Origin of the sequence: Aeromonas sp. JL9 (assembly GCF_024436075.1) — a bacterium.
In the GTDB taxonomy this organism is placed as follows: Bacteria; Pseudomonadota; Gammaproteobacteria; order Enterobacterales; family Aeromonadaceae; genus Aeromonas; species Aeromonas veronii.
The window spans coordinates 15,319-33,498 of the sequence record NZ_JANFNV010000013.1; the positions used below are offsets into that span (position 1 = coordinate 15,319).

The following is an 18,180-nucleotide window of genomic DNA, read 5'->3' on the forward strand; positions in this document are numbered from 1 at the left end:
CCCCCGCAATCAGGCGGCAGACGGGTGTCGAAGAGAGTGACAAAGGCCCCGGGGCCTTCAATCAGAGCCAGCCGCGCTCTTTGTAGTAGCGGGCAGCCCCTTCATGCAGCGGTGCAGAGAGACCCACCTTGATCATGTCGGCCTCTTTCAGGTCGGCAAAGGCAGGGTGCAGGCGCTTGAAGCGATCCAGGTTGTCGAACACCGACTTGACCAGCTGATAGACCACTTCCGGATCGGTTTTGGCGCTGGTGGAGAGCACCGCTTTGCCACCGATGGAGGGGGTCGGCTTGTCGCTGCCCTTGTAGATGCCGCCCGGGATCTCGGCCTTGCTGTAGTAGCTCTTCTCGGCCAGCAGCTTGTCGATGTCGGCGCCGGTCACAGGTACCAGTACCGCATCTGTGGTGGTGGAGGCTTCCTGAATGGCGCCGTTCGGGTGACCGACGAAGTAGCTCATGGCGTCGATGTTGTTGTCACCGAGGGCGGAGGCCTGTTCGGCCGGTTTCAGCTCGGAGACCAGACCGAAGTCACCCTTCTTCCAGCCTTTGACCGCCATGATCTCTTCCATGGTGTCACGCTGGCCGGAGCCCGGGTTGCCGATGTTGACCCGCTTGCCCTTCAGATCGTCGAAGCTGGCGATCTTGGCATCGCGGCGAGCCAGGATGGTGAACACCTCGCTCTGCAGGGAGAAGACGGCGCGCATATCGTCCATGGCCCCTTCGGCCTGGAACGGTGGCAGCCCTTTCATCGCCTTGAACTGGTGGTCGGATTGCATGATGCCGAAATTGAACTCACCGCTGCGGATGCCGTTGACGTTGGCAACACCACCGCCACTGGCCGGGGCGTTGCACTTGATCTGGTGATCGGCGGCGCCGCGATTGAGGAAGCGGCAGATGGACTGGCCAGCGACATAGTAGACGCCGGTCTGACCGCCGGTGCCTATGGTCACGAAGCGCTCCTGCGCTTGTACCGGACCGCCGAATGAAACACCGACCAGAGCCGCCGACAGGGCGCATGCCAAAGTTAATCCTTTCATTTTTTCTCCCTTTTCTTTGATTTTGTTTATCCGATCCCCGGATAAATTGATGGCAATCCCGTTCTGCGCCGGGCTTGCCCGCTCTTCTCGTTGCGCGAAAGCGGGGGAGTTGATTGCCCCCTTTTCCGGCGGTCACCCTCATCCTGTGGTGAGGCTACCGACCTCCTGTCGGTCGAAGATAAATTGGCCCCTGAGGGGCCAAATAAAAAGTTGCAAGCACTCCGATTAAGCACATTCACCCAACATAAATCAAACGAAATGGCAAAATCACGGAGTTTAATCTTGAGAAACATGACCTCGATCATTCATTTTCTAGCCGAAGATTAATTTGATATGAAGGGAAATGGAAGAGGGAAAAACTAGGGTGGGATTCTTATGTGGCCCTTGCGTGACAAGGGCCGGGGTCATACTGGATCAGTTGGCCGCGGTGGCCAGATCCAGGATAAAGGCGTACTCCAGCGCGATATCTTCGTAGGCTTTGAAGCGGCCCGACTTGCCACCGTGGCCGGCGTCCATGTCGGTGTTCAGTAACAACTTGTTATCATCCGTCTTCAGCTCGCGCAGCTTGGCGACCCACTTGGCGGGCTCCCAATACTGCACTTGAGAGTCGTGCAGTCCGGTGGTGACCAGCAGGTTGGGGTAGGCTTGTGCCTTGACCTGATCGTAGGGGCTGTAGCTCTTCATGTAGTCGTAGTAGCGCTTCTGGTTCGGGTTGCCCCACTCGTCATACTCTCCGGTGGTGAGGGGGATCGACTCGTCCAGCATGGTGGTGACCACATCGACGAACGGCACCTGCGCCACCACGCCGCGATAGAGCTCGGGCGCCTGATTGATGACCGCCCCCATCAGCAGGCCGCCGGCGCTGCCGCCCATGGCGTAGACCTGATCCCTGGCCCCGTAGCCTTGCTCCACCAGCGCCTTGGTGACATCGATAAAGTCATTGAAGGTGTTCTGCTTTTTCAGCAACTTGCCATCTTCGTACCAGTGACGGCCCAGCTCTTCGCCACCCCGGATATGGGCGATGGCGTAGACGAAGCCTCTGTCCAGCAGGCTCAGGCGCGAGCTGCTGAAGTCGGGATCCATGCTGGCGCCGTAGGATCCATAGCCATAGACCAGCAGCGGATTCTTGGGCGCATCGGCCTGCTCTTTCTTGAACTTATCCTTGCGATAGACCAGCGACACCGGCACCGATACGCCGTCGCGGGCGGTCACCCAGAGCCGCTCGCTGGCGTACTGATCGGCCTTGAAGCCGGCCACCGGCTGTTGCTTGAGCAGGGTACGCTTGCCGCTCGCCATGTCCAGCTCATAGGTAGAAGCGGGGGTGGTCATGGAGGAGTAGCCATAGCGCAGGGCGCTGGTATCCGGCTCCGGGTTGTAGGCGAGCCAGGTGACATAAGCGGGATCGTCGAAGGCGATCTCCTTCTCGTCACCGCTCTGCCAGTTGATCTGGCGCAGTCGGGTCAGCCCCTTGTTGCGCTCTTCCAGTACCAGCCAATCCTTGAACAGGGCGTAGCTCTCCAGCAGCACGTCCGGATTGGGGGCGATCACCGCCTTCCAGCGATCGACCGGGCTCTCCTTGGTCTCGTAGAGGCCGAAGTTCTTGCCATCCTTGTTGGAGCGCACATAGAAGCGGCCGCGGTAGTGATCCAGGCTGTATTCGTGATCCACCTGACGGGGCAGGAACAGGCGTGGGGCGTGCTCCGGCTGGTTGGCATCGATCAGCCGCGCTTCGCCTGTGGTGGTGCTGGAGAGGGCGATGACGATGAAATCTTCCGAGGTGGTGGCGTAGAGGCTGACGTAGAAGGAGTCATCCTTCTCCTCGTAGACCAGCTTGTCCGTGGCCGGATCCGTCCCGAGCGTGTGGCGATAGACCTGATAGGGCAGCAGTGTCTGCGGGTGCTTGCGCACATAGAAGACGGTCTTGTTGTCGTTGGCCCACACCAGATTGCCGGAGGTATTTTCCAGTTTGTCGGTGGCCCACTGGCCGCTCTCCAGATCGAGGAACTGGATCTGGTACTGACGACGGGAGAGGAAATCTTCCGCCACCGCCAGCCAGCGGTTGTTGCGGCTCACCTCAAGGGCGCCGAGGGCATAGAACTCGTGCCCTTCAGCCCGCAGGTTGCTGTCGAGCAGCAGACTCGCCTGCTCTTCACCGAGCTTGGTGCGCGAGTAGATCCCGTACTCCTTGCCCGGCTCATAGCGGGTCTGGTAGCGGTAGCCGTTCTTCACATAGGGTACCGACTCATCCTGCTGGGGGATGCGGGCGACCATCTCTTTGTAAAGCTGTTCGCGCAGGGGTTGGGTCGGCTTGAGGATGGCCTCGGTATAGGCGTTCTCGGCCTTGAGATAGTCCAACACCTCGGGCTTCTGCCGCTCGTCGTCACGCAGCCAGTAGTAGTTGTCGATGCGGGTATCCCCGTGTTTTTTCAGAGTGCGGGGATGTTTGGCGGCCACGGGCGGCTGGATTGGATGTTCGCTTGTCAGCATGGCGGGCTCTTCATTGGCATAAGTGGGGGGGAGAACTGTCAGAAAGGCTAGCAGCAGAACTCCTCGGGAAAAGGTAAACATGTCGCATCCTTGGCGCTGGAAAGGGTTGGTAGACCTGAGCATCGGCTCCATGAATTGGCGTTAAATCTGCCCCTTGTTGCCGGTGGTTGCAAGCAATCCCTTGTTATTGCAGGAAATGTAATCAAAAAAAGCCGCTATCTCGCGATAGCGGCCCTCTTTCTGGCCATGAGCGGCAAGAGTCCGCTCAGGTGTGCCTCACATGATATGGGAGTGCCCTCTCATGGCCAGTTTTCGTCAGCCGGGGTAGCTCGACCAGCGGTTGGTCGCGCCCTCGTTGCTGATACTCAGTACCTCATAGGGATGGCCAGGAATATCCATGCCCGGCGCACTCTGGGGCATGCCCGGAATGGTCAGGCCACGGATTGCCGGTTTTTCCCTGAGCAGCTTCTGCACATCGGCGGCCGGTACATGCCCCTCGATCACATAGCCATTTACGATACCGGTATGGCAGGAAGCCAGTTCCGGCGCGATACCGTATTGCTGCTTCACTGCGCCGAGCTGTTCGGTTTCGATGACCTCCAGTTCGAAGCCATTCTGCTCCATGTGCTCGTTCCAGCTTTGGCAGCAGCCACAATATTTGGATTTGTAGACGGTCATCTTCTCGGCCGCGAGAGCCGAAAAGCTGACGGTACCGGCCAGCATGGCCAGTAACAGGGGTTTGTACATCACTCACCTCAGATTGAAAGAAAAGATGCCCGATACGGGATGCGTTTCAGATCTGGGTGCGTGGGGGACGTTCGAGCCGCTCGCACGGGGCGTCCGGCATAAAGAGAGAGGGGGAGGCGAAGTCGGGGGTATCCGGTTCCAGCACGGCGACCGTCAGGCTGTCGCTGCCTACCAGCGTCATCGAGAGGGCGGTGGTAAAGCTGCCGCAGGGCATCGCTTTTTCCAGGGTACGCTCGCTCTGGCTGCAGTGGGTAGTCAGGGTACAGAGGTCGGTTGCGGCCCGGCTGCCAAACGACATCAACACCAGCACCAGACTCCACAAGGGGAGCCAGCGACGGGCGTGATCGAGTTGGCGACGGGTGAGAACCATGGAATGACTCGGAAAAAACAAGGGGCACATGGTAACCCTGTGCCCCGGGGGAGGGTCAAGCCCTCCCCATGGTGTCAGTCAGCCAGGATTAAGGTTGCTGACGGGTCGCCGCCAGCACGATCTCGCGCACGCAGACGTTGGCAGGCTGGTTCCAGGCGTAGAGCACGGCATCGGCGATCACTTCCGGCGCAATGACGCCGCCCATCTGATCTTTCCAGTCGTGGTAACCGGCCTTGATGCTCTCGTCAGTGGTGTGGCTGAGCAGCTCGGTCTCGACCGCACCCGGGGCAATGGTCACCATCCGCACGCCGACATCGGCCACCTCTTCCCGGATGTTCTCGGTCAGGGCGTGCACGGCGAACTTGGTGGCGCAGTAGGCAGCATGGTTCGGGAAGGTCTTGCGACCGGCGATGGAGCTGATGTTGATGATGGTGCCGCTGCGGCGCTCTTTCATGCCTGCCAGCACCGCGTGGACGCCGTTCAGTACCCCCATCACGTTGATGTTGAGCATCTGCTGCCACTCGGCGGGATCCTGCACATCGGCCTGACCCAGCAGCATGACGCCGGCGTTGTTGACCATGCAGCCGACCGGGCCAAATTTGGCTTCTGCCTGCTGGACGGCGGCTTTCATGGCGGCGGTGTCGGTCACATCGACCCCGATGCAGAGGGTATCGGGCAGGTTCAGCGCCTGCATCGGCTCGACCCGGCGGGCCAGCAGTAGCAGCGGATGACCGGCGGCAGAGAAGGCACGGGCGATGGCGGCACCGATCCCGGCGGAGGCACCGGTGATCACGACGAGAGATTTGGACATGGGTCTTTCCTTCTGATTCAAGAGTCGGTTTGAGCAAACAGGTGGCTGGCCAGCACGGAACCCAATCACTATAGTCACTGCATCTATAAGTGATAAATATTGTTTTCCGCTGGTTATCATCTGAAAAAACTATGGTTGGTTTATGCTGGACCTGAGATTGCTGCGTTTCTTCATCGCCATCTATGAAGAGAAAAACATCACGGCGGCGGCCGAGCGCTGCCACGTCAGCCAGCCCTCCCTCTCGGCGGGGCTGCGCCAGCTGGAAGAGGCGCTCGGCGACAGCCTCTTCATCCGCGGCAAGAAGGGGGTGGTGGCGAAAGATCCGGCCCACTATCTCTATCCCCACGCGGTCAAGCTGGTGGAGGAGGCGCGCCGTTTGCCGGAGCTGTTTCGCCAGAAAGCGACGCGTGCGAGGCTCAATATCGCCATCATGCCGGACTTGAGTCGCCGCCGGGTGGCCGGGCTGTTGCAGCAAGTACAGCGCGTGTTGCCGCAACTGGATCTCACCCTCTCCGACTACACCACACCCGCCGACTGCCGCTTGACGCTGGATGCCTTGCGCCGGGAGGACGAGATCTTTCTGCCGCTCTGGGAGGAGGATTACGTGCTCTGTGTGCCGGTCGACCATCCCCTTGCAAGTCGCGAAAGGATCGAGCTGGCCGAGCTGCAACATTATGATTTTATTGAGTGCCCGCCCTGCGAAGCCCATCAGCAGACTATCGGCCTGCTGGCCTGTGACCGGCTTACCCTCAATCTGGTGGCCAAGGCCGAGAGCAAGGGGTTGGTGATGGCGCTGGTGCTGGCGGGGGTCGGCATCAGTTTTCTGCCGGACGGGCTGGTGGAGGATGAAGCGGGGCTTTGCACCCTGCCGGTGAGCGGGCCGCGGATGTTTCGCCGGATCGGGCTCTGCTATCCCGCCCACCAGACCCTCAATCCGGCGCTGCGGGAGCTGATACCCGAGTTGGCAGGTTATGGCGCTTCCTGATAAGGTCGCTTTCCTGTGCACCTTTACGATGCAGCTCCCCAGACTCCCCTTTTCTGTTTACCGCGCCTTGCACCGCAAGGCTTTGTTCGGGTGATGTAGTCATGAAACGCATTCTGGTAATTTTTTCCCATCCCGCACTGCAGAGCTCGCGGGCCAACAAGCAGCTATTGCAGGCGATTGAGGGGCTGGAGGGGGTCACGGTTCACGACCTCTACCAGCACTATCCCGATATGTTCATCGATGTGAAGCGGGAGCAGGCGCTGCTCTGTGATCACGACATCATCGTCTTTCAGCACCCGTTTTACTGGTACTCCTGCCCGGCCATCATGAAAGAATGGATGGATCTGGTGCTGGAGTATGGCTATGCCTACGGCCCCGAAGCCCACACCCTCAAGGGCAAGCAGTGGCTGAGCGCCATCACCACCGGCGGGGCGCCGGAGTCCTACTGCAGCGAGGGTTACAACAGCCGACCGTTGCTCGATTTTCTGCTGCCATTTCAGCAGGCTGCCACCTTGTGCGGCATGAACTGGCTGCCGCCTTTTGTGCTCCACTCGTTCCACAAGATCAAGGATCCCGCCGCCCTGCGCCGCTGCGGTCAGGATTATCGCCAGTTGCTCTGCGCCCTGCGTGACGATCAGTTGACCCCGGAGCAACTGGCCGGGCGTCCTTATCTACGCGACTTGCTGGAGGTGCTCTGATGAAACACGGGCAGCTTGTTGGCCGAGCTTATGAGCCGGACCAGATGTTCACACGGAGGGCTGACTGATGGGCCACGGGATCCTGTTTGATGCCTTTATCTACCTCTCCGCCGCCGTCATCGCGGTGCCGCTCGCCAAGCGCTGGGGGTTGGGTTCGGTGCTCGGCTACCTGCTGGCGGGGATCATCATAGGCCCCTTTCTGCTGGGGCTGGTGGGCGAGCAGAAGGATGTGATGCACTTCGCCGAGTTTGGCGTGGTGCTGATGCTGTTTCTGGTCGGCCTTGAATTGCGTCCGGCCCTCTTGTGGCAGTTGAAGGGGCCGATCCTCGGCACTGGCGGCCTGCAGGTGCTGCTCACCACGGCGGCGCTGACCGGTGTGGCGCACCTGATCGGTCTGCCGCTGCAACAGGGGCTGGCCATCGGCCTCATTCTGGCGCTCTCCTCCACCGCCATCGTGTTGCAGAGCCTGCAGGAGCGCAAGCTGATGCAGAGCGAGAGCGGTCGCTCCGCCTTTGCCGTGCTGCTGTTTCAGGACATCGCCGTCATTCCAATTCTGGCGATCCTGCCACTACTGGCCATGGCGCCGGTGAGCAACAATGGCAGCTCCGAGCTGGCGGGCTGGCAGCATGGCCTGCTGGTGGTGGCGGCTATCTCTGGCATCGTGCTGGGTGGCCACTATCTGATGCGGCCGGTGTTCCGGGCCATTGCCCAGTCCCATATGCGGGAGATCTTCGTCGCTGCCGCCCTGCTGCTGGTGATCGCTATCGCTGTGTTGATGGAGTCGGTGGGGCTTTCGCCTGCTCTTGGCTCCTTCCTCGCCGGGGTGGTGCTGGCCGACAGCGAATACCGTCACGAGCTGGAGGCGGACATTGAGCCGTTCAAGGGCTTGCTGCTTGGCCTGTTCTTTATGTCGGTGGGGGCGGGGATCGACTTCGGGCTGTTTGCCGAGCACCCCTTCCTGATACCTACTCTGGTCGTTGGCCTGATGGTGCTCAAATGGCTGGTGCTGATGACGCTAGGCTTCATTATCCGCATCTCGCCGAGTCAACGCTGGACCTTCGCGCTGGCGTTGGCGCAGGGGGGCGAGTTTGCCTTCGTGCTCTTCTCGTTTGCCGCCCAGAACCGGGTGCTGCCCGGTGAGACCATCTCGCTGCTGACGCTGGTGGTGGCGCTCTCCATGGCGCTCACCCCGCTGCTGCTGATCCTCAACGATCGGGTGATCCAGCCCTGGTTCGATTACCGTAATCAGAGCGACGCGCCGCAGCATGAGCAGCCGGAGCTGGTGGAGCATCCGGTGATCATCGCGGGCTTCGGCCGCTTCGGTCAGATCGTGGGGCGTCTGCTGCACGGTCACGGCATCGGTACCACCATCCTCGAGCAGGATGCCAGCCAGATAGAGACCCTGCGCAAGTATGGCTATCAAGTCTTCTATGGCGATGCCAGCCGGATCGATCTGCTCCATGCCGCAGGGGCGCACAAGGCGAAGCTGCTGGTGCTCTCCATCAACGATCCCGCCACCTCGCTGGCAGTGATCGAGATGGTGCAGAAGCACTTCCCGCACCTGAAGATCCTGGCGCGAGCGCTGGATCGACCCCATGCTCACGAGATCCTGCGGCACGGGGTCGAGAGCGTGCATCGGGAAACCTTGGGCTCGGCGGTCGATCTGGGGGTGGAAGCCCTGACCCAGCTCGGTTTTCGGGCCAACCAGGCCTGGCGGGCGGGGCAGACCTTCAAGCAGCACGATAACTGGCTGTTGCGTGAGCAGGTCAACTATCTGGACGACGAACACACTTATATCAACAAGAGCCTGCAATACCGGGAGATCCTCTCCGATCTGTTGCAAGACGACGAGGAGGGGCAGGAGCGTATCCATGCCCACAACTGGAACAGCGGGCTACCCGACGACGACAAGGAAGCAAAATGATTGCCTATTACCCCATGTTCAAACACCTGCATATGACGCTGGCGCTGGTCAGTCTGCTGCTCTTTATCTATCGCTGGAGTCTGGCGCTGGCCGGCAGCGATCGGTTGCAGCAGAGGTGGCTGAAGATCCTGCCGCATATCAACGACACCTTCCTGCTGCTGTTTGGTGTGTTGCTGGCGGTGGCCTTGCAGTTGAGCCCCGGCCAACAACCCTGGCTGATGGCCAAGCTGATTGCACTGGTGCTCTATATCGGTCTGGGTGTGATGGCACTCAAGCGCCCGGCCCGCGGTCAGAAGCTGGTGGCCGGTGTGGCAGCGCTTGCGGTGTTTGGCTACATGGTCGGTGCGGCCATCACCAAGTCAGCCTGGTCGTGGCTGATGTGAGCAAAAGGGGAGAGTCATGCTCTCCCCTGAAATCATATTCTGTGATGAATTAATTAATCGGAGTTTTATGCTAACAAAAAATCGCAAGATAGAACTTTCATTTGAGGGATTTTTGGCTAATTTTAGCCTCTAGCGGCTCCTTTTTTGAGTGCATTGTCTTTATAAATCAAGCGCTTAGAGTGTTTTGTATGAAAATGGCGACAGTTGTCGCAGCAAAACTTGCGACATAGACTGTCGCAAGTCACGACTAGCATACAGTCAACGCTAAACCAGTGAAGGCAAGCACCATGAGCAAGAAGCTGTTACGACAACTGACCTTGGCGCGTTGCATCCCGCACCGCCCTTACAAGCTGACCGCCAGCCAACTCCAGGTAAAACTGGAAGAGGAAGGCATCCACGTCAGTCTGCGTACCGTGCAACGGGACCTGGAGGAGATGTCCGGCATGGGACTGTTCGACCTCACCTCGGACGAGCGCAGCAAACCCCATGGCTGGTGCTTCGAGCGCCACGGCCTCAACGACTTTGCCAATATCATGCCGCTCTCGCTGGCGGTTGCCTTGAAAACCTGGAGTGATCAGGCGAGCCAACTGTTGCCGGCGAGTGTACTGACCGAATTGAACCCGCTGGTTGACAAGGCGAGCCAGGTGATCCGCGACAGCCAGAGTGAACTGGCCGAACGCTGGCTGGAGAGTGTCCACCAGTCACCGCGCCCGTTTGCCGGCAACCCGGAGATCCGCCGCAGCACCCTGATCCGCGATGCGCTCTGGCGTGGTCGCAAGTTCAGTGCCGAGATCCAGCGCGTGATCAAAGAGCGCACCGTGTGGCTCTGCTACGACCGTATCAACCCGCTCGGCATTCTCAATCAGCCGGACGGTCCGATCCTGCTCTGCACCCTCTCCGAGCTGGATCCCAAGGTCTACGGCATCCCGTTTGACCATATCAAGAACGTGGAGCTAACCAACTTCAGCGCCACCCAGCCGAAGGATTTCAATATCCAGAAGCTGATCCGCGATCAGGGCTATCAGGATGTGAGCGGCCCGATCCGCTTCGTCGGCCGGATCGATGCCAACAGCCAGTCGCTGGTGGATAACCAGATCCCCGGCAACAATCCGCGCATGACCCGCTATGACAAGCGCAGCGTGGTGGTGGAGACCGAAGTGCAGGACACCCCGGAGTTTCGCAGCTGGTTGAACAACATCGGCGGTGAACTGGAGGTGCTGGCGCCGGAATCGTTGCGCAAGGCCTATCTCAATCCGGCCAACCGCTTGAGCTGATTAAAAAATTGGAATGTTGAAGAGTCGAGCCTGGCCTCGGCTCTTTTTTTTGCGGTTTTTTTAAGCATATTTATTCAACTAATTTTTAAGTCTTAACGTCAGGATTGAACCGTTGTCCTGCCCCGTTTTTGGGGGCGAAACCCGTGTAAGAGATCTGCCATAGCGACTGTAAGAGGCTGGCGCTTTGAGCCGTACGCGAAGCCATGCCAGAATGATCGAGCTTTCCCGTGAAACTAAATAACTAACTGATATTAAAGGATTAGTTTTTAAGTTCGTTTTTTGAGATGGGAGCCGCATCGGATCTTTATCATCGGATAGCCCTTGTTCGGGGTGCACATTTCCTTAGTATGGGTATCACAAGGACGAAGCTGGTCCGGCAGGATGCAGGGCAGCGCATAAAGATGGAATAGTCCGCAGGATGTGGACAAGGGATACCTCAGAATGAGTTCGATAATCAGGATGGTTATCGTCACGGATGAATAAAGGAACACTGCGGGATGCGGCAGGACACTCTCGGGATGGGAGCAGAACGAACGGAACCTCGTTCTTCAGGATGAACAGGACCTCGCCGGATGCGAGAGGAATACTTCAGGATGAAGTGAGATAACCCGGATGGTTATCTGTCAGGAAGACGTAAGGAACCCCACAGGACGTGGTAATGGACACCTCCAGGATGGAGACAGGGAAGCAGTTCAGGATGAATTGCCAGGCCAGGAACGCCGCAGGACACGCCAACGGATTGGAAAGGGGATATTCCAAAGGATTAGGATAACGTCAGGGATTGCAGGGAGCATTGCAGTTCTACGGACAGGACGACACGACTCTAGGGGACGGCTACCGCCGTCCCCTTTTCTTTTATGGTTTGTCCGAGAGATTGCCGCGCTGGGCGGCGTTGACGATCTCTTGCAGGCGCTGACGAATGTCGACCATGCCAAACACACCAAAGATCAGCACAGTGACAAATTCGGCCTTGGTGACAGCGAAGTAGCGTTTGCAAGCTGCCTTGATCATGCTGGCCTGCAGCCAGTGCAGCAGGGCGACGATCACGCCGCAGACTGGCAGAAAGCCGTTGAGTTTGCCGGGCAGCGGGGCAATCAGGCTCATCAGCACGCCAAACCAGAAGAACAATATCAGCCCCATCGCCAACAGATTAAAGACTCGCTTCATTGTTTACCTCTCTTAGATAGAGTTGATAGCAGACCTGACCTGCTTGTTTGTCCTTGAGTAACTGCCAGTTGGCGGGCAGCGCCAGATCGGCCATCTCCTTCTCCCGCTCCAGATAGATGAGGGCGTCCGGCGCCAGCCAGCCGCGCAGCTCCAGCAGTTCGCACACTTGCGGCAGCAGCTCGCGGCGAAACGGTGGATCGAGGAACACCAGATCAAACGGCGTGGCCGGGCCTTGCAGCCAGCTCACTGCATCTGACTGGATCACCTGACCCTGACTGCTACCGAGGGCGGTCAGGTTCTTCTTGATCTGGTCGGCGGCCCCCTTGTCCATTTCGATCAGGGTCACCTGCTCGGCATAGCGCGACAGCGCCTCCAGTCCGAGTCCGCCGCTACCGGCAAACAGATCCAGGCAGCGGGTGCCGCGAATGTGGGGGGCCAGCCAGTTGAAGATGGTCTCCTTGACGCGATCAGTGGTGGGTCTGAGCCCCTCCACATCCTTGACCGGCAATTTGCGGCCTCGCCACTGGCCGCTGATGATTCTTACAAAGCCCGATTTTCCTTGCGGGGCGGGACTCTTGCTCGGGTTGCTACGGCTGGATTTCACTCTGGGCATCGCGTTTCATCGTCAGAAAATAAAGTGGTAGTATAAGGCGGTTCATTTTTATGCCGACCCGCCAAGGGACGGCTATCTTAGCAGTCAGCCTTTGATGTGAGTATTTTTAGATGGCAAAAGGTTTGTTTTCCTGGCTGGGTTTCGGCCGCAAGAAAGAAGAGGCTGAGGCTGTCCAACCACAGACACCCCAAGCCACCCCCGTTACCGTTGAGCCCGAGGTCACTGCTACCCCCGCTCCCGTTTCCGATATAACTGTTTCCGATAGTACGCCGGCTGTTGCCCCCGAAGTGCCTGCCAGCGCACAGAATCCCGTTTTGCAAGATGATTGCTGCCTGCCGACCGAGCTGGACGATCACGGCCCGCTGGTGGTGGAGGAGTGCGCCTCCGATCTGGAGCCGGTGATCGTCAACGAAGCGCTGATCGCCGAAGAGGAGCGTGCCGCTGAAGCCGCTCGCACTGCAGTAGAGGCGCAAGCCGCTGAGGTCAAGGCAGCCGAAGAGGCTCGTATTGCTGCTGAGGCTCGCGCTGCAGAAGAGGCACGTATCGCTGCCGAAGCCCGTGCCGCGGAAGAGGCGCGCATTGCCGCCGAAGCTCGCGCCGCGGAAGAGGCTCGTATCGCTGCCGAAGCCCGCGCTGCAGAAGATGCTCGTATCGCTGCCGAAGCCCGCGCTGCAGAAGAGGCTCGTATTGCTGCCGAGGCTCGCGCCGCGGAAGAGGCGCGTATTGCTGCCGAAGCCCGCGCCGCTGAAGAGGCCCGTATTGCTGCCGAAGCCCGTGCTGCGGAAGAAGCTCGCATTGCCGCCGAAGCTCAGGCTGCGGAAGAAGCCCGTATCGCCAAAGAGGCCCAGCGAGCGGAAGATATGCGCCTGGTCGCCGCGATGGAGGCTGAGGCCGCTGCACTGGCTGCTCTGCCGCTGGCCGCCAAGGTGGACGACGACACCCAGGACAAACCGCAGCGGGAGGGCTTCTTTGCTCGCCTCAAGCGCAGTCTGGTGCGCACCAAGGAGAATATCGGTTCCGGTTTCTTCGGCCTGTTCCGTGGCAAGAAGATCGACGACGAGCTGTTTGAAGAGCTGGAAACCCAGTTGCTGACCGCCGATCTCGGCGTCGACACCACCACCCGCATCATCGAGGGGTTGGTGCAGCACGCGGATCGCAAGCAGCTCAAGGATGCCGAGGCGCTCTACGGTCTGCTCAAGCAGGACATGGGCGAGATGCTGGCCAAGGTCGAACAGCCGCTGGTGATCGACACCAGCAAGAAGCCTTATGTGATCCTGATGGTCGGCGTAAACGGCGTCGGCAAGACCACCACCATCGGCAAGCTGGCCAAGCAGTTCCAGGCGGAAGGCAAGAGCGTGATGCTGGCGGCGGGTGACACCTTCCGTGCCGCAGCGGTCGAACAGCTGCAGGTTTGGGGTCAGCGCAACAACATTCCGGTGATTGCCCAGCATACCGGTGCCGACTCCGCTTCCGTCATTTATGACGCCATCGAGGCCGCCCGCTCCCGCGGGGCTGATGTGCTGATCGCCGACACCGCCGGTCGCCTGCAGAACAAGAGCAACCTGATGGAAGAGCTCAAGAAGGTGGTGCGGGTGATGAAGAAGCTGGATGAAGAGGCGCCCCACGAGATCATGCTGACGCTGGACGCCGGCACCGGCCAGAATGCCCTGAGCCAGGCCAAACTGTTCAGCGAGGCGGTTGGCCTGACCGGCATCACCCTCACCAAGCTGGATGGCACGGCCAAGGGCGGCGTCATCTTCGCGGTGGCCGACAAGTTCCAGATCCCGATCCGCTATATCGGGGTGGGCGAGGGGATCGACGATCTGCGTCCCTTCGTTGCCAATGACTTCATCGAGGCGCTCTTTAGCCGCGATGAATAAGTCCGGCCGCGATGAGTCAGCTCAGCCGTGATGAGTAAGTGTTCCATGCCCCGACTCCGGTCGGGGTTTGTCAATTTCAGGGAACCGTTATGATTCGTTTTGACAAGGTCAGCAAGGTATACAGCGGCGGCCATCAGGCGCTGCAAAAGGTCAGCTTTCACCTGCGCAAGGGAGAGATGGCCTTTCTGACCGGGCACTCGGGGGCGGGCAAGAGTACCCTCCTCAAACTGATCAGCGTGATGGAGCGTCCGACCGATGGTCGCGTCTTCTTCCATGGCGATGATGTCAGCCATATCCAGCGCAGCCAGATCCCCTATGTTCGCCGCCAGATCGGGATGATCTTTCAGGATCACCGCCTGCTGATGGACCGCACCGTGTTTGACAACGTGGCGCTGCCGCTGGTGATCGATGGCTACAGCCACGCCGATATCAACAAGCGCGTGGCGGCGGCGCTGGACAAGGTGGGGCTGCTTGGCAAGGAGCGTTACCAGCCGCGGATGCTCTCCGGTGGTGAACAGCAGCGGGTCGGCATCGCCCGTGCCATCGTCAACAAGCCGCCGCTGCTGCTGGCGGATGAACCGACCGGTAACCTGGACCCCCAGCTCTCCATGGATATCATGCGGCTATTCCAGGAGTTCAACAATTTTGGGGTCTCGGTACTGATTGCCACCCACGATCTGGGGCTGATCGCCCGTATGCGCTATCGCACCCTGACCCTCAAGGCGGGCCGCATGTATTCGGCCGGGGAGGAGCTCTGATGGCTATCGTTCGTCATAAACAACCGCCGCTGCGCCGTCTGATGATGTACGGGGTTGACCATGTGCGGCAGGCGTTTGCCAGTCTCGGGGAGCTGTGGCGCAATCCGCTCGCCTCACTGATGACGCTGGCGGTGCTCGGCGTCAGCTTGGCACTGCCCTCCTGTTTCCATGTGCTGCTGAAAAACGCCGAGGTAGTGGAGGGGAGCTGGCAGAGCAGTTCCCAGATCTCCCTTTACCTGCGCAAGGATCTGCCGGAGCAGAGCATTCTCGATCTGCAACACAGGATCCTGCTCTATCCCGAGGTGGATTCGGTCACCTATCTGAGTCGTGACGATGCGTTGCGGGAGTTTCGCGAGATCTCCGGCTTCGGTGATGCCCTCGATTATCTGGACAGCAACCCGCTACCGCCGGTGCTGAGTGTCATTCCGGATCCGCGCTGGCAGAACCCGGAAGGGGCCGCCGAGCTGCTCAGCAAGCTTAACAACGAAGTGGGGGTCGAGCAGGGCAAGCTGGATCTGCAGTGGCTGACCCGGTTGCAGGGGATCATGAACCTGCTGCGCCACACCATTACCGGTATCGCGGTGCTGCTGCTCTCCGCCGTGTTGCTGATCGTCGGCAATACCCTGCGTCTCAACATCCTCAACCAGCGTTCGGAGATTGAAGTGCTCAAGCTGGTGGGGGCGACCGACTCCTTCATTCATCGCCCTTTCCTCTATACCGGTATCTGGTTCGGGGTGATCGGCGGCATGCTGGCCTGGTGGCTGACCGAGGTGATGGTGATCTGGAGCGAAGGGGTGGTGAAGGAGCTGGCGGGCTTGTATAACAGTAACTTCCGGCTGGTTGGCATGGGGGCGATAGACGGGATCAATCTGATCTTGCTGGGCGCCCTGCTGGGGCTGATTGCCTCCTGGTTCTCGGTCCATCGCCACATTCGCGACATCGAGCCATCCTGATTACTTTGTCATCAAAGTAAATCGCTGGATTTTGAGAGGCGGATCAAGTAAAAGAGGGGCCGTTTCTGGCTTGGCCCCCATAGTCAGAGTATTCTGAATAACAATGATCTTCCGGATCTTCGCTAGATCTAGTGAACCTTCTGATTTATAAGCAGTCTATTAAAGCTGAAGCATTTATACGGGTGTGGCCCCTCTGCCTTGCTCGTCAGACTTGGCAAGCATGTGAAGGTTGCGAGCTCCGCAACAATGGACTTAGCATGCTACTTTTCGGGGGTCCTTCATTGTGACCCCCTTTTTTTGACTGTTCATTCATGATTCATCCTGCAGGCTTAAGATAAGCCGGTCTAAAACTGGGCATGTTCTTTGATACACGCCGCAGAATGGCATCCGGTCAGTAGACAGACCCTCTCAGGGTGTTAGACTGATTCGATTGAAAAGTAAGAGGTAACAGATGGGAACTTCATTGCAGCGCACTATGGCTCTGATTCCGCAAGGTAGTCTGGAAGGCTATATCCAGGCAGTAAACTCTATTCCTGTGCTGAGCGCAGAGGAAGAGCGTGAACTGGCTGAGCGTTTGCAGCAGGATGGCGATCTCGAGGCTGCCCGCCAGCTGGTTATGTCGCACCTGCGCTTTGTCGTTCATGTCGCCAAGAGTTATGCCGGTTACGGTCTGCCGCAGGCCGATCTGGTTCAGGAAGGCAACATCGGCCTGATGAAGGCGGTCAAGCGCTTCGACCCGACGGTCGGCGTGCGTCTGGTCTCCTTTGCCGTGCACTGGATCAAGGCCGAAATCCACGAATATGTCCTGCGCAACTGGCGCATGGTCAAGGTGGCGACCACCAAGGCCCAGCGCAAGCTCTTCTTCAACCTGCGCAAATCCAAAAAACGTCTGGGCTGGCTGAACCACGAAGAGGTTCAGGCCGTGGCGGCCGATCTCGGCGTCTCTGCCGCTGACGTGACCGAGATGGAAGCGCGGATGGCCAACTACGATCAGGCGTTCGATCTGGTTGGTGATGATGAGGAAGAGGGCGGTTTCGCTCCGGTTCACTATCTGGAGGACAAATCCTCCGATCTGGCCGCGACCATCGAGAACGACAACTGGGATGATCACGCGACCCGTCGCCTGAGCTCGGCCCTCGCCACCCTGGATGAGCGCAGCCAGCACATCATCCGCGCCCGCTGGCTCGATGATGACAGCAAGACCACTCTGCAGGAGCTGGCCGATACCTACGGTGTCTCTGCCGAGCGTGTGCGTCAGCTTGAGAAAAACGCACTCAAGAAGCTGAAAGATGCCATGGAAGCCTGATGCTTCCTCTCATAAAAACAGGGCCTGATGGCCCTGTTTTTGTTTCGCAGGGATCTGGTCGGCCTTGCTTTGGTTACCCTTGAGTGTGTTATGTTGCCGCCACTGCCACATTAGGGAGAGCAGAAGTGAAACTGTTGAACGACCTGTTTACCAACAACCGTGAGTGGGCCGAACGGATCAAAGCCGAAGATCCCAATTTCTTTGCCACTCTTTCTGCCCAGCAGGCCCCCGAATACCTCTGGATTGGTTGTTCCGACAGCCGGGTCCCCGCCAACCAGCTGATGGGGTTGCTGCCGGGGGATGTCTTCGTCCACCGTAACGTCGCCAATCTGGTGGTACATACCGATTTCAACTGCCTCTCCGTGCTGCAATACGCGGTAGAAGTCCTCAAGGTGAAGCACATCATCGTCTGCGGTCACTACGGTTGCGGCGGCGTCAAGGCCGCGATGCAGAATCAGGAGCTGGGTCTCATCGACAACTGGCTGCGCAACATCAAGGATGTCTACTTCAAATATGGTGAAGAGCTCGAGGCCATCGAGGATGAGCATGAGCGCTTCGACTACCTGTGCGAGCTGAACGTGGCCGAGCAGGTCGCCAACGTCTGCCACACCACCATCATCCAGAACGCTTGGCGCAAGGGGCAGGAGCTGGCGGTGCATGGCTGGATCTACGGGATCAAGGATGGTCTGCTGCACGATCTCGATCTCTGCATCAGCGGCCCGGATCAGATCCCCGACGTCTACCGCGCCTGGCCGGATATGCGTCCGCCCCACCGTCGGCGCTAGGGAGCT

General features: G+C 59.1%; 17 protein-coding genes. 10 read left to right on the top strand and 7 right to left on the bottom strand.

All coding sequences use genetic code 11. The features are described 5' to 3' along the window. Nucleotides 1-61: 61 nt before the first annotated feature. The 5 genes from NOM06_RS11510 to NOM06_RS11530 form a co-directional block, all read right to left on the bottom strand. Complete coding sequence (locus NOM06_RS11510) at nucleotides 62-1,033, bottom strand: TAXI family TRAP transporter solute-binding subunit (RefSeq protein ID WP_005339950.1); 972 nt, start codon at nucleotides 1,031-1,033, stop codon at nucleotides 62-64. A 414-nt stretch (nucleotides 1,034-1,447) separates the two neighbouring features. Further along, nucleotides 1,448-3,601 (bottom strand): S9 family peptidase, encoded by a 2,154-nt coding sequence (locus NOM06_RS11515; RefSeq protein WP_255911680.1) that lies wholly within the window; start codon nucleotides 3,599-3,601, stop codon nucleotides 1,448-1,450. 234 nt (nucleotides 3,602-3,835) lie between these two features. Next, the gene (locus NOM06_RS11520; RefSeq protein WP_005339953.1) at nucleotides 3,836-4,267 is read right to left on the bottom strand and encodes a DUF411 domain-containing protein; all 432 of its coding nucleotides are present in this window, start codon (nucleotides 4,265-4,267) and stop codon (nucleotides 3,836-3,838) included. Nucleotides 4,268-4,313: 46 nt separating this feature from the next. After that, nucleotides 4,314-4,637: a hypothetical protein gene (locus NOM06_RS11525; RefSeq protein ID WP_219595022.1), complete on the bottom strand. Its 324-nt coding sequence runs from the start codon at nucleotides 4,635-4,637 to the stop codon at nucleotides 4,314-4,316. A gap of 88 nt (nucleotides 4,638-4,725) precedes the next feature. Continuing rightward, nucleotides 4,726-5,448, bottom strand: coding sequence for an SDR family oxidoreductase (locus tag NOM06_RS11530; RefSeq protein ID WP_005348556.1), 723 nt, complete (start codon nucleotides 5,446-5,448; stop codon nucleotides 4,726-4,728). Between the two features lie 142 nt (nucleotides 5,449-5,590). On the opposite strand from NOM06_RS11530, the gene NOM06_RS11535 reads away from it, so the two are divergent. From NOM06_RS11535 to NOM06_RS11555, 5 genes are all read left to right on the top strand, one after another. Then, nucleotides 5,591-6,433, top strand: a complete 843-nt coding sequence (locus NOM06_RS11535; protein ID WP_040098854.1) for a LysR family transcriptional regulator — start codon at nucleotides 5,591-5,593, stop codon at nucleotides 6,431-6,433. 101 nt (nucleotides 6,434-6,534) lie between these two features. Beyond that, nucleotides 6,535-7,131 carry an NAD(P)H-dependent oxidoreductase gene (locus tag NOM06_RS11540; protein WP_255911681.1) on the top strand — a complete coding sequence of 199 codons (597 nt, stop codon included), beginning with the start codon at nucleotides 6,535-6,537 and terminating at the stop codon, nucleotides 7,129-7,131. A gap of 67 nt (nucleotides 7,132-7,198) precedes the next feature. Continuing rightward, nucleotides 7,199-9,055 carry a monovalent cation:proton antiporter-2 (CPA2) family protein gene (locus NOM06_RS11545; protein ID WP_255911682.1) on the top strand — a complete coding sequence of 619 codons (1,857 nt, stop codon included), beginning with the start codon at nucleotides 7,199-7,201 and terminating at the stop codon, nucleotides 9,053-9,055. Continuing rightward, the gene (locus NOM06_RS11550) at nucleotides 9,052-9,438 is read left to right on the top strand and encodes a SirB2 family protein (RefSeq protein ID WP_106844122.1); all 387 of its coding nucleotides are present in this window, start codon (nucleotides 9,052-9,054) and stop codon (nucleotides 9,436-9,438) included. Before NOM06_RS11545 ends, NOM06_RS11550 begins: the two co-directional genes overlap by 4 nt. Nucleotides 9,439-9,725: 287 nt before the next feature. Further along, a complete protein-coding gene (locus NOM06_RS11555; RefSeq protein ID WP_005339987.1) occupies nucleotides 9,726-10,712 on the top strand; it encodes a YafY family protein in 987 nt (328 codons plus the stop codon). A gap of 855 nt (nucleotides 10,713-11,567) precedes the next feature. Here the strand turns inward: NOM06_RS11555 and NOM06_RS11560 are convergent. Both NOM06_RS11560 and rsmD read right to left on the bottom strand, forming a co-directional pair. Next, a complete protein-coding gene (locus NOM06_RS11560; RefSeq protein ID WP_042052536.1) occupies nucleotides 11,568-11,879 on the bottom strand; it encodes a DUF1145 domain-containing protein in 312 nt (103 codons plus the stop codon). Next, a complete protein-coding gene (gene rsmD / locus NOM06_RS11565; RefSeq protein WP_255911683.1) occupies nucleotides 11,863-12,492 on the bottom strand; it encodes a 16S rRNA (guanine(966)-N(2))-methyltransferase RsmD in 630 nt (209 codons plus the stop codon). Before rsmD ends, NOM06_RS11560 begins: the two co-directional genes overlap by 17 nt. A gap of 110 nt (nucleotides 12,493-12,602) precedes the next feature. Between rsmD and ftsY the strand changes: the two genes are divergently transcribed. From ftsY to can, 5 genes are all read left to right on the top strand, one after another. Beyond that, nucleotides 12,603-14,372 (top strand): signal recognition particle-docking protein FtsY, encoded by a 1,770-nt coding sequence (gene ftsY, locus NOM06_RS11570; protein ID WP_255911684.1) that lies wholly within the window; start codon nucleotides 12,603-12,605, stop codon nucleotides 14,370-14,372. An 89-nt stretch (nucleotides 14,373-14,461) separates the two neighbouring features. Beyond that, a complete protein-coding gene (gene ftsE / locus NOM06_RS11575; protein ID WP_005339995.1) occupies nucleotides 14,462-15,130 on the top strand; it encodes a cell division ATP-binding protein FtsE in 669 nt (222 codons plus the stop codon). After that, the gene (ftsX, locus tag NOM06_RS11580; RefSeq protein ID WP_040069515.1) at nucleotides 15,130-16,083 is read left to right on the top strand and encodes a permease-like cell division protein FtsX; all 954 of its coding nucleotides are present in this window, start codon (nucleotides 15,130-15,132) and stop codon (nucleotides 16,081-16,083) included. The genes ftsE and ftsX overlap by 1 nt, the downstream gene beginning before the upstream one ends. Before the next feature lie 451 nt (nucleotides 16,084-16,534). Beyond that, nucleotides 16,535-17,389 (top strand): RNA polymerase sigma factor RpoH, encoded by an 855-nt coding sequence (rpoH, locus tag NOM06_RS11585; protein ID WP_005339997.1) that lies wholly within the window; start codon nucleotides 16,535-16,537, stop codon nucleotides 17,387-17,389. A gap of 125 nt (nucleotides 17,390-17,514) precedes the next feature. Next, complete coding sequence (gene can, locus NOM06_RS11590; RefSeq protein WP_042076162.1) at nucleotides 17,515-18,174, top strand: carbonate dehydratase; 660 nt, start codon at nucleotides 17,515-17,517, stop codon at nucleotides 18,172-18,174. Nucleotides 18,175-18,180 lie beyond the last annotated feature (6 nt).

Coding starts and splice junctions, on each gene's coding strand:
- NOM06_RS11530 (WP_005348556.1), bottom strand. CDS start 5,448: ATGTCCAAATCTCTCGTCGTGATCACCGGTGCCTCCGCCGGGATCGGT.
- NOM06_RS11560 (WP_042052536.1), bottom strand. CDS start 11,879: ATGAAGCGAGTCTTTAATCTGTTGGCGATGGGGCTGATATTGTTCTTC.
- NOM06_RS11555 (WP_005339987.1), top strand. CDS start 9,726: ATGAGCAAGAAGCTGTTACGACAACTGACCTTGGCGCGTTGCATCCCG.
- NOM06_RS11520 (WP_005339953.1), bottom strand. CDS start 4,267: ATGTACAAACCCCTGTTACTGGCCATGCTGGCCGGTACCGTCAGCTTT.
- NOM06_RS11510 (WP_005339950.1), bottom strand. CDS start 1,033: ATGAAAGGATTAACTTTGGCATGCGCCCTGTCGGCGGCTCTGGTCGGT.
- ftsY (WP_255911684.1), top strand. CDS start 12,603: ATGGCAAAAGGTTTGTTTTCCTGGCTGGGTTTCGGCCGCAAGAAAGAA.
- NOM06_RS11540 (WP_255911681.1), top strand. CDS start 6,535: ATGAAACGCATTCTGGTAATTTTTTCCCATCCCGCACTGCAGAGCTCG.
- NOM06_RS11525 (WP_219595022.1), bottom strand. CDS start 4,637: ATGGTTCTCACCCGTCGCCAACTCGATCACGCCCGTCGCTGGCTCCCC.
- ftsE (WP_005339995.1), top strand. CDS start 14,462: ATGATTCGTTTTGACAAGGTCAGCAAGGTATACAGCGGCGGCCATCAG.
- rpoH (WP_005339997.1), top strand. CDS start 16,535: ATGGGAACTTCATTGCAGCGCACTATGGCTCTGATTCCGCAAGGTAGT.
- NOM06_RS11545 (WP_255911682.1), top strand. CDS start 7,199: ATGGGCCACGGGATCCTGTTTGATGCCTTTATCTACCTCTCCGCCGCC.
- NOM06_RS11550 (WP_106844122.1), top strand. CDS start 9,052: ATGATTGCCTATTACCCCATGTTCAAACACCTGCATATGACGCTGGCG.
- NOM06_RS11515 (WP_255911680.1), bottom strand. CDS start 3,601: ATGTTTACCTTTTCCCGAGGAGTTCTGCTGCTAGCCTTTCTGACAGTT.
- NOM06_RS11535 (WP_040098854.1), top strand. CDS start 5,591: ATGCTGGACCTGAGATTGCTGCGTTTCTTCATCGCCATCTATGAAGAG.
- rsmD (WP_255911683.1), bottom strand. CDS start 12,492: ATGCCCAGAGTGAAATCCAGCCGTAGCAACCCGAGCAAGAGTCCCGCC.
- ftsX (WP_040069515.1), top strand. CDS start 15,130: ATGGCTATCGTTCGTCATAAACAACCGCCGCTGCGCCGTCTGATGATG.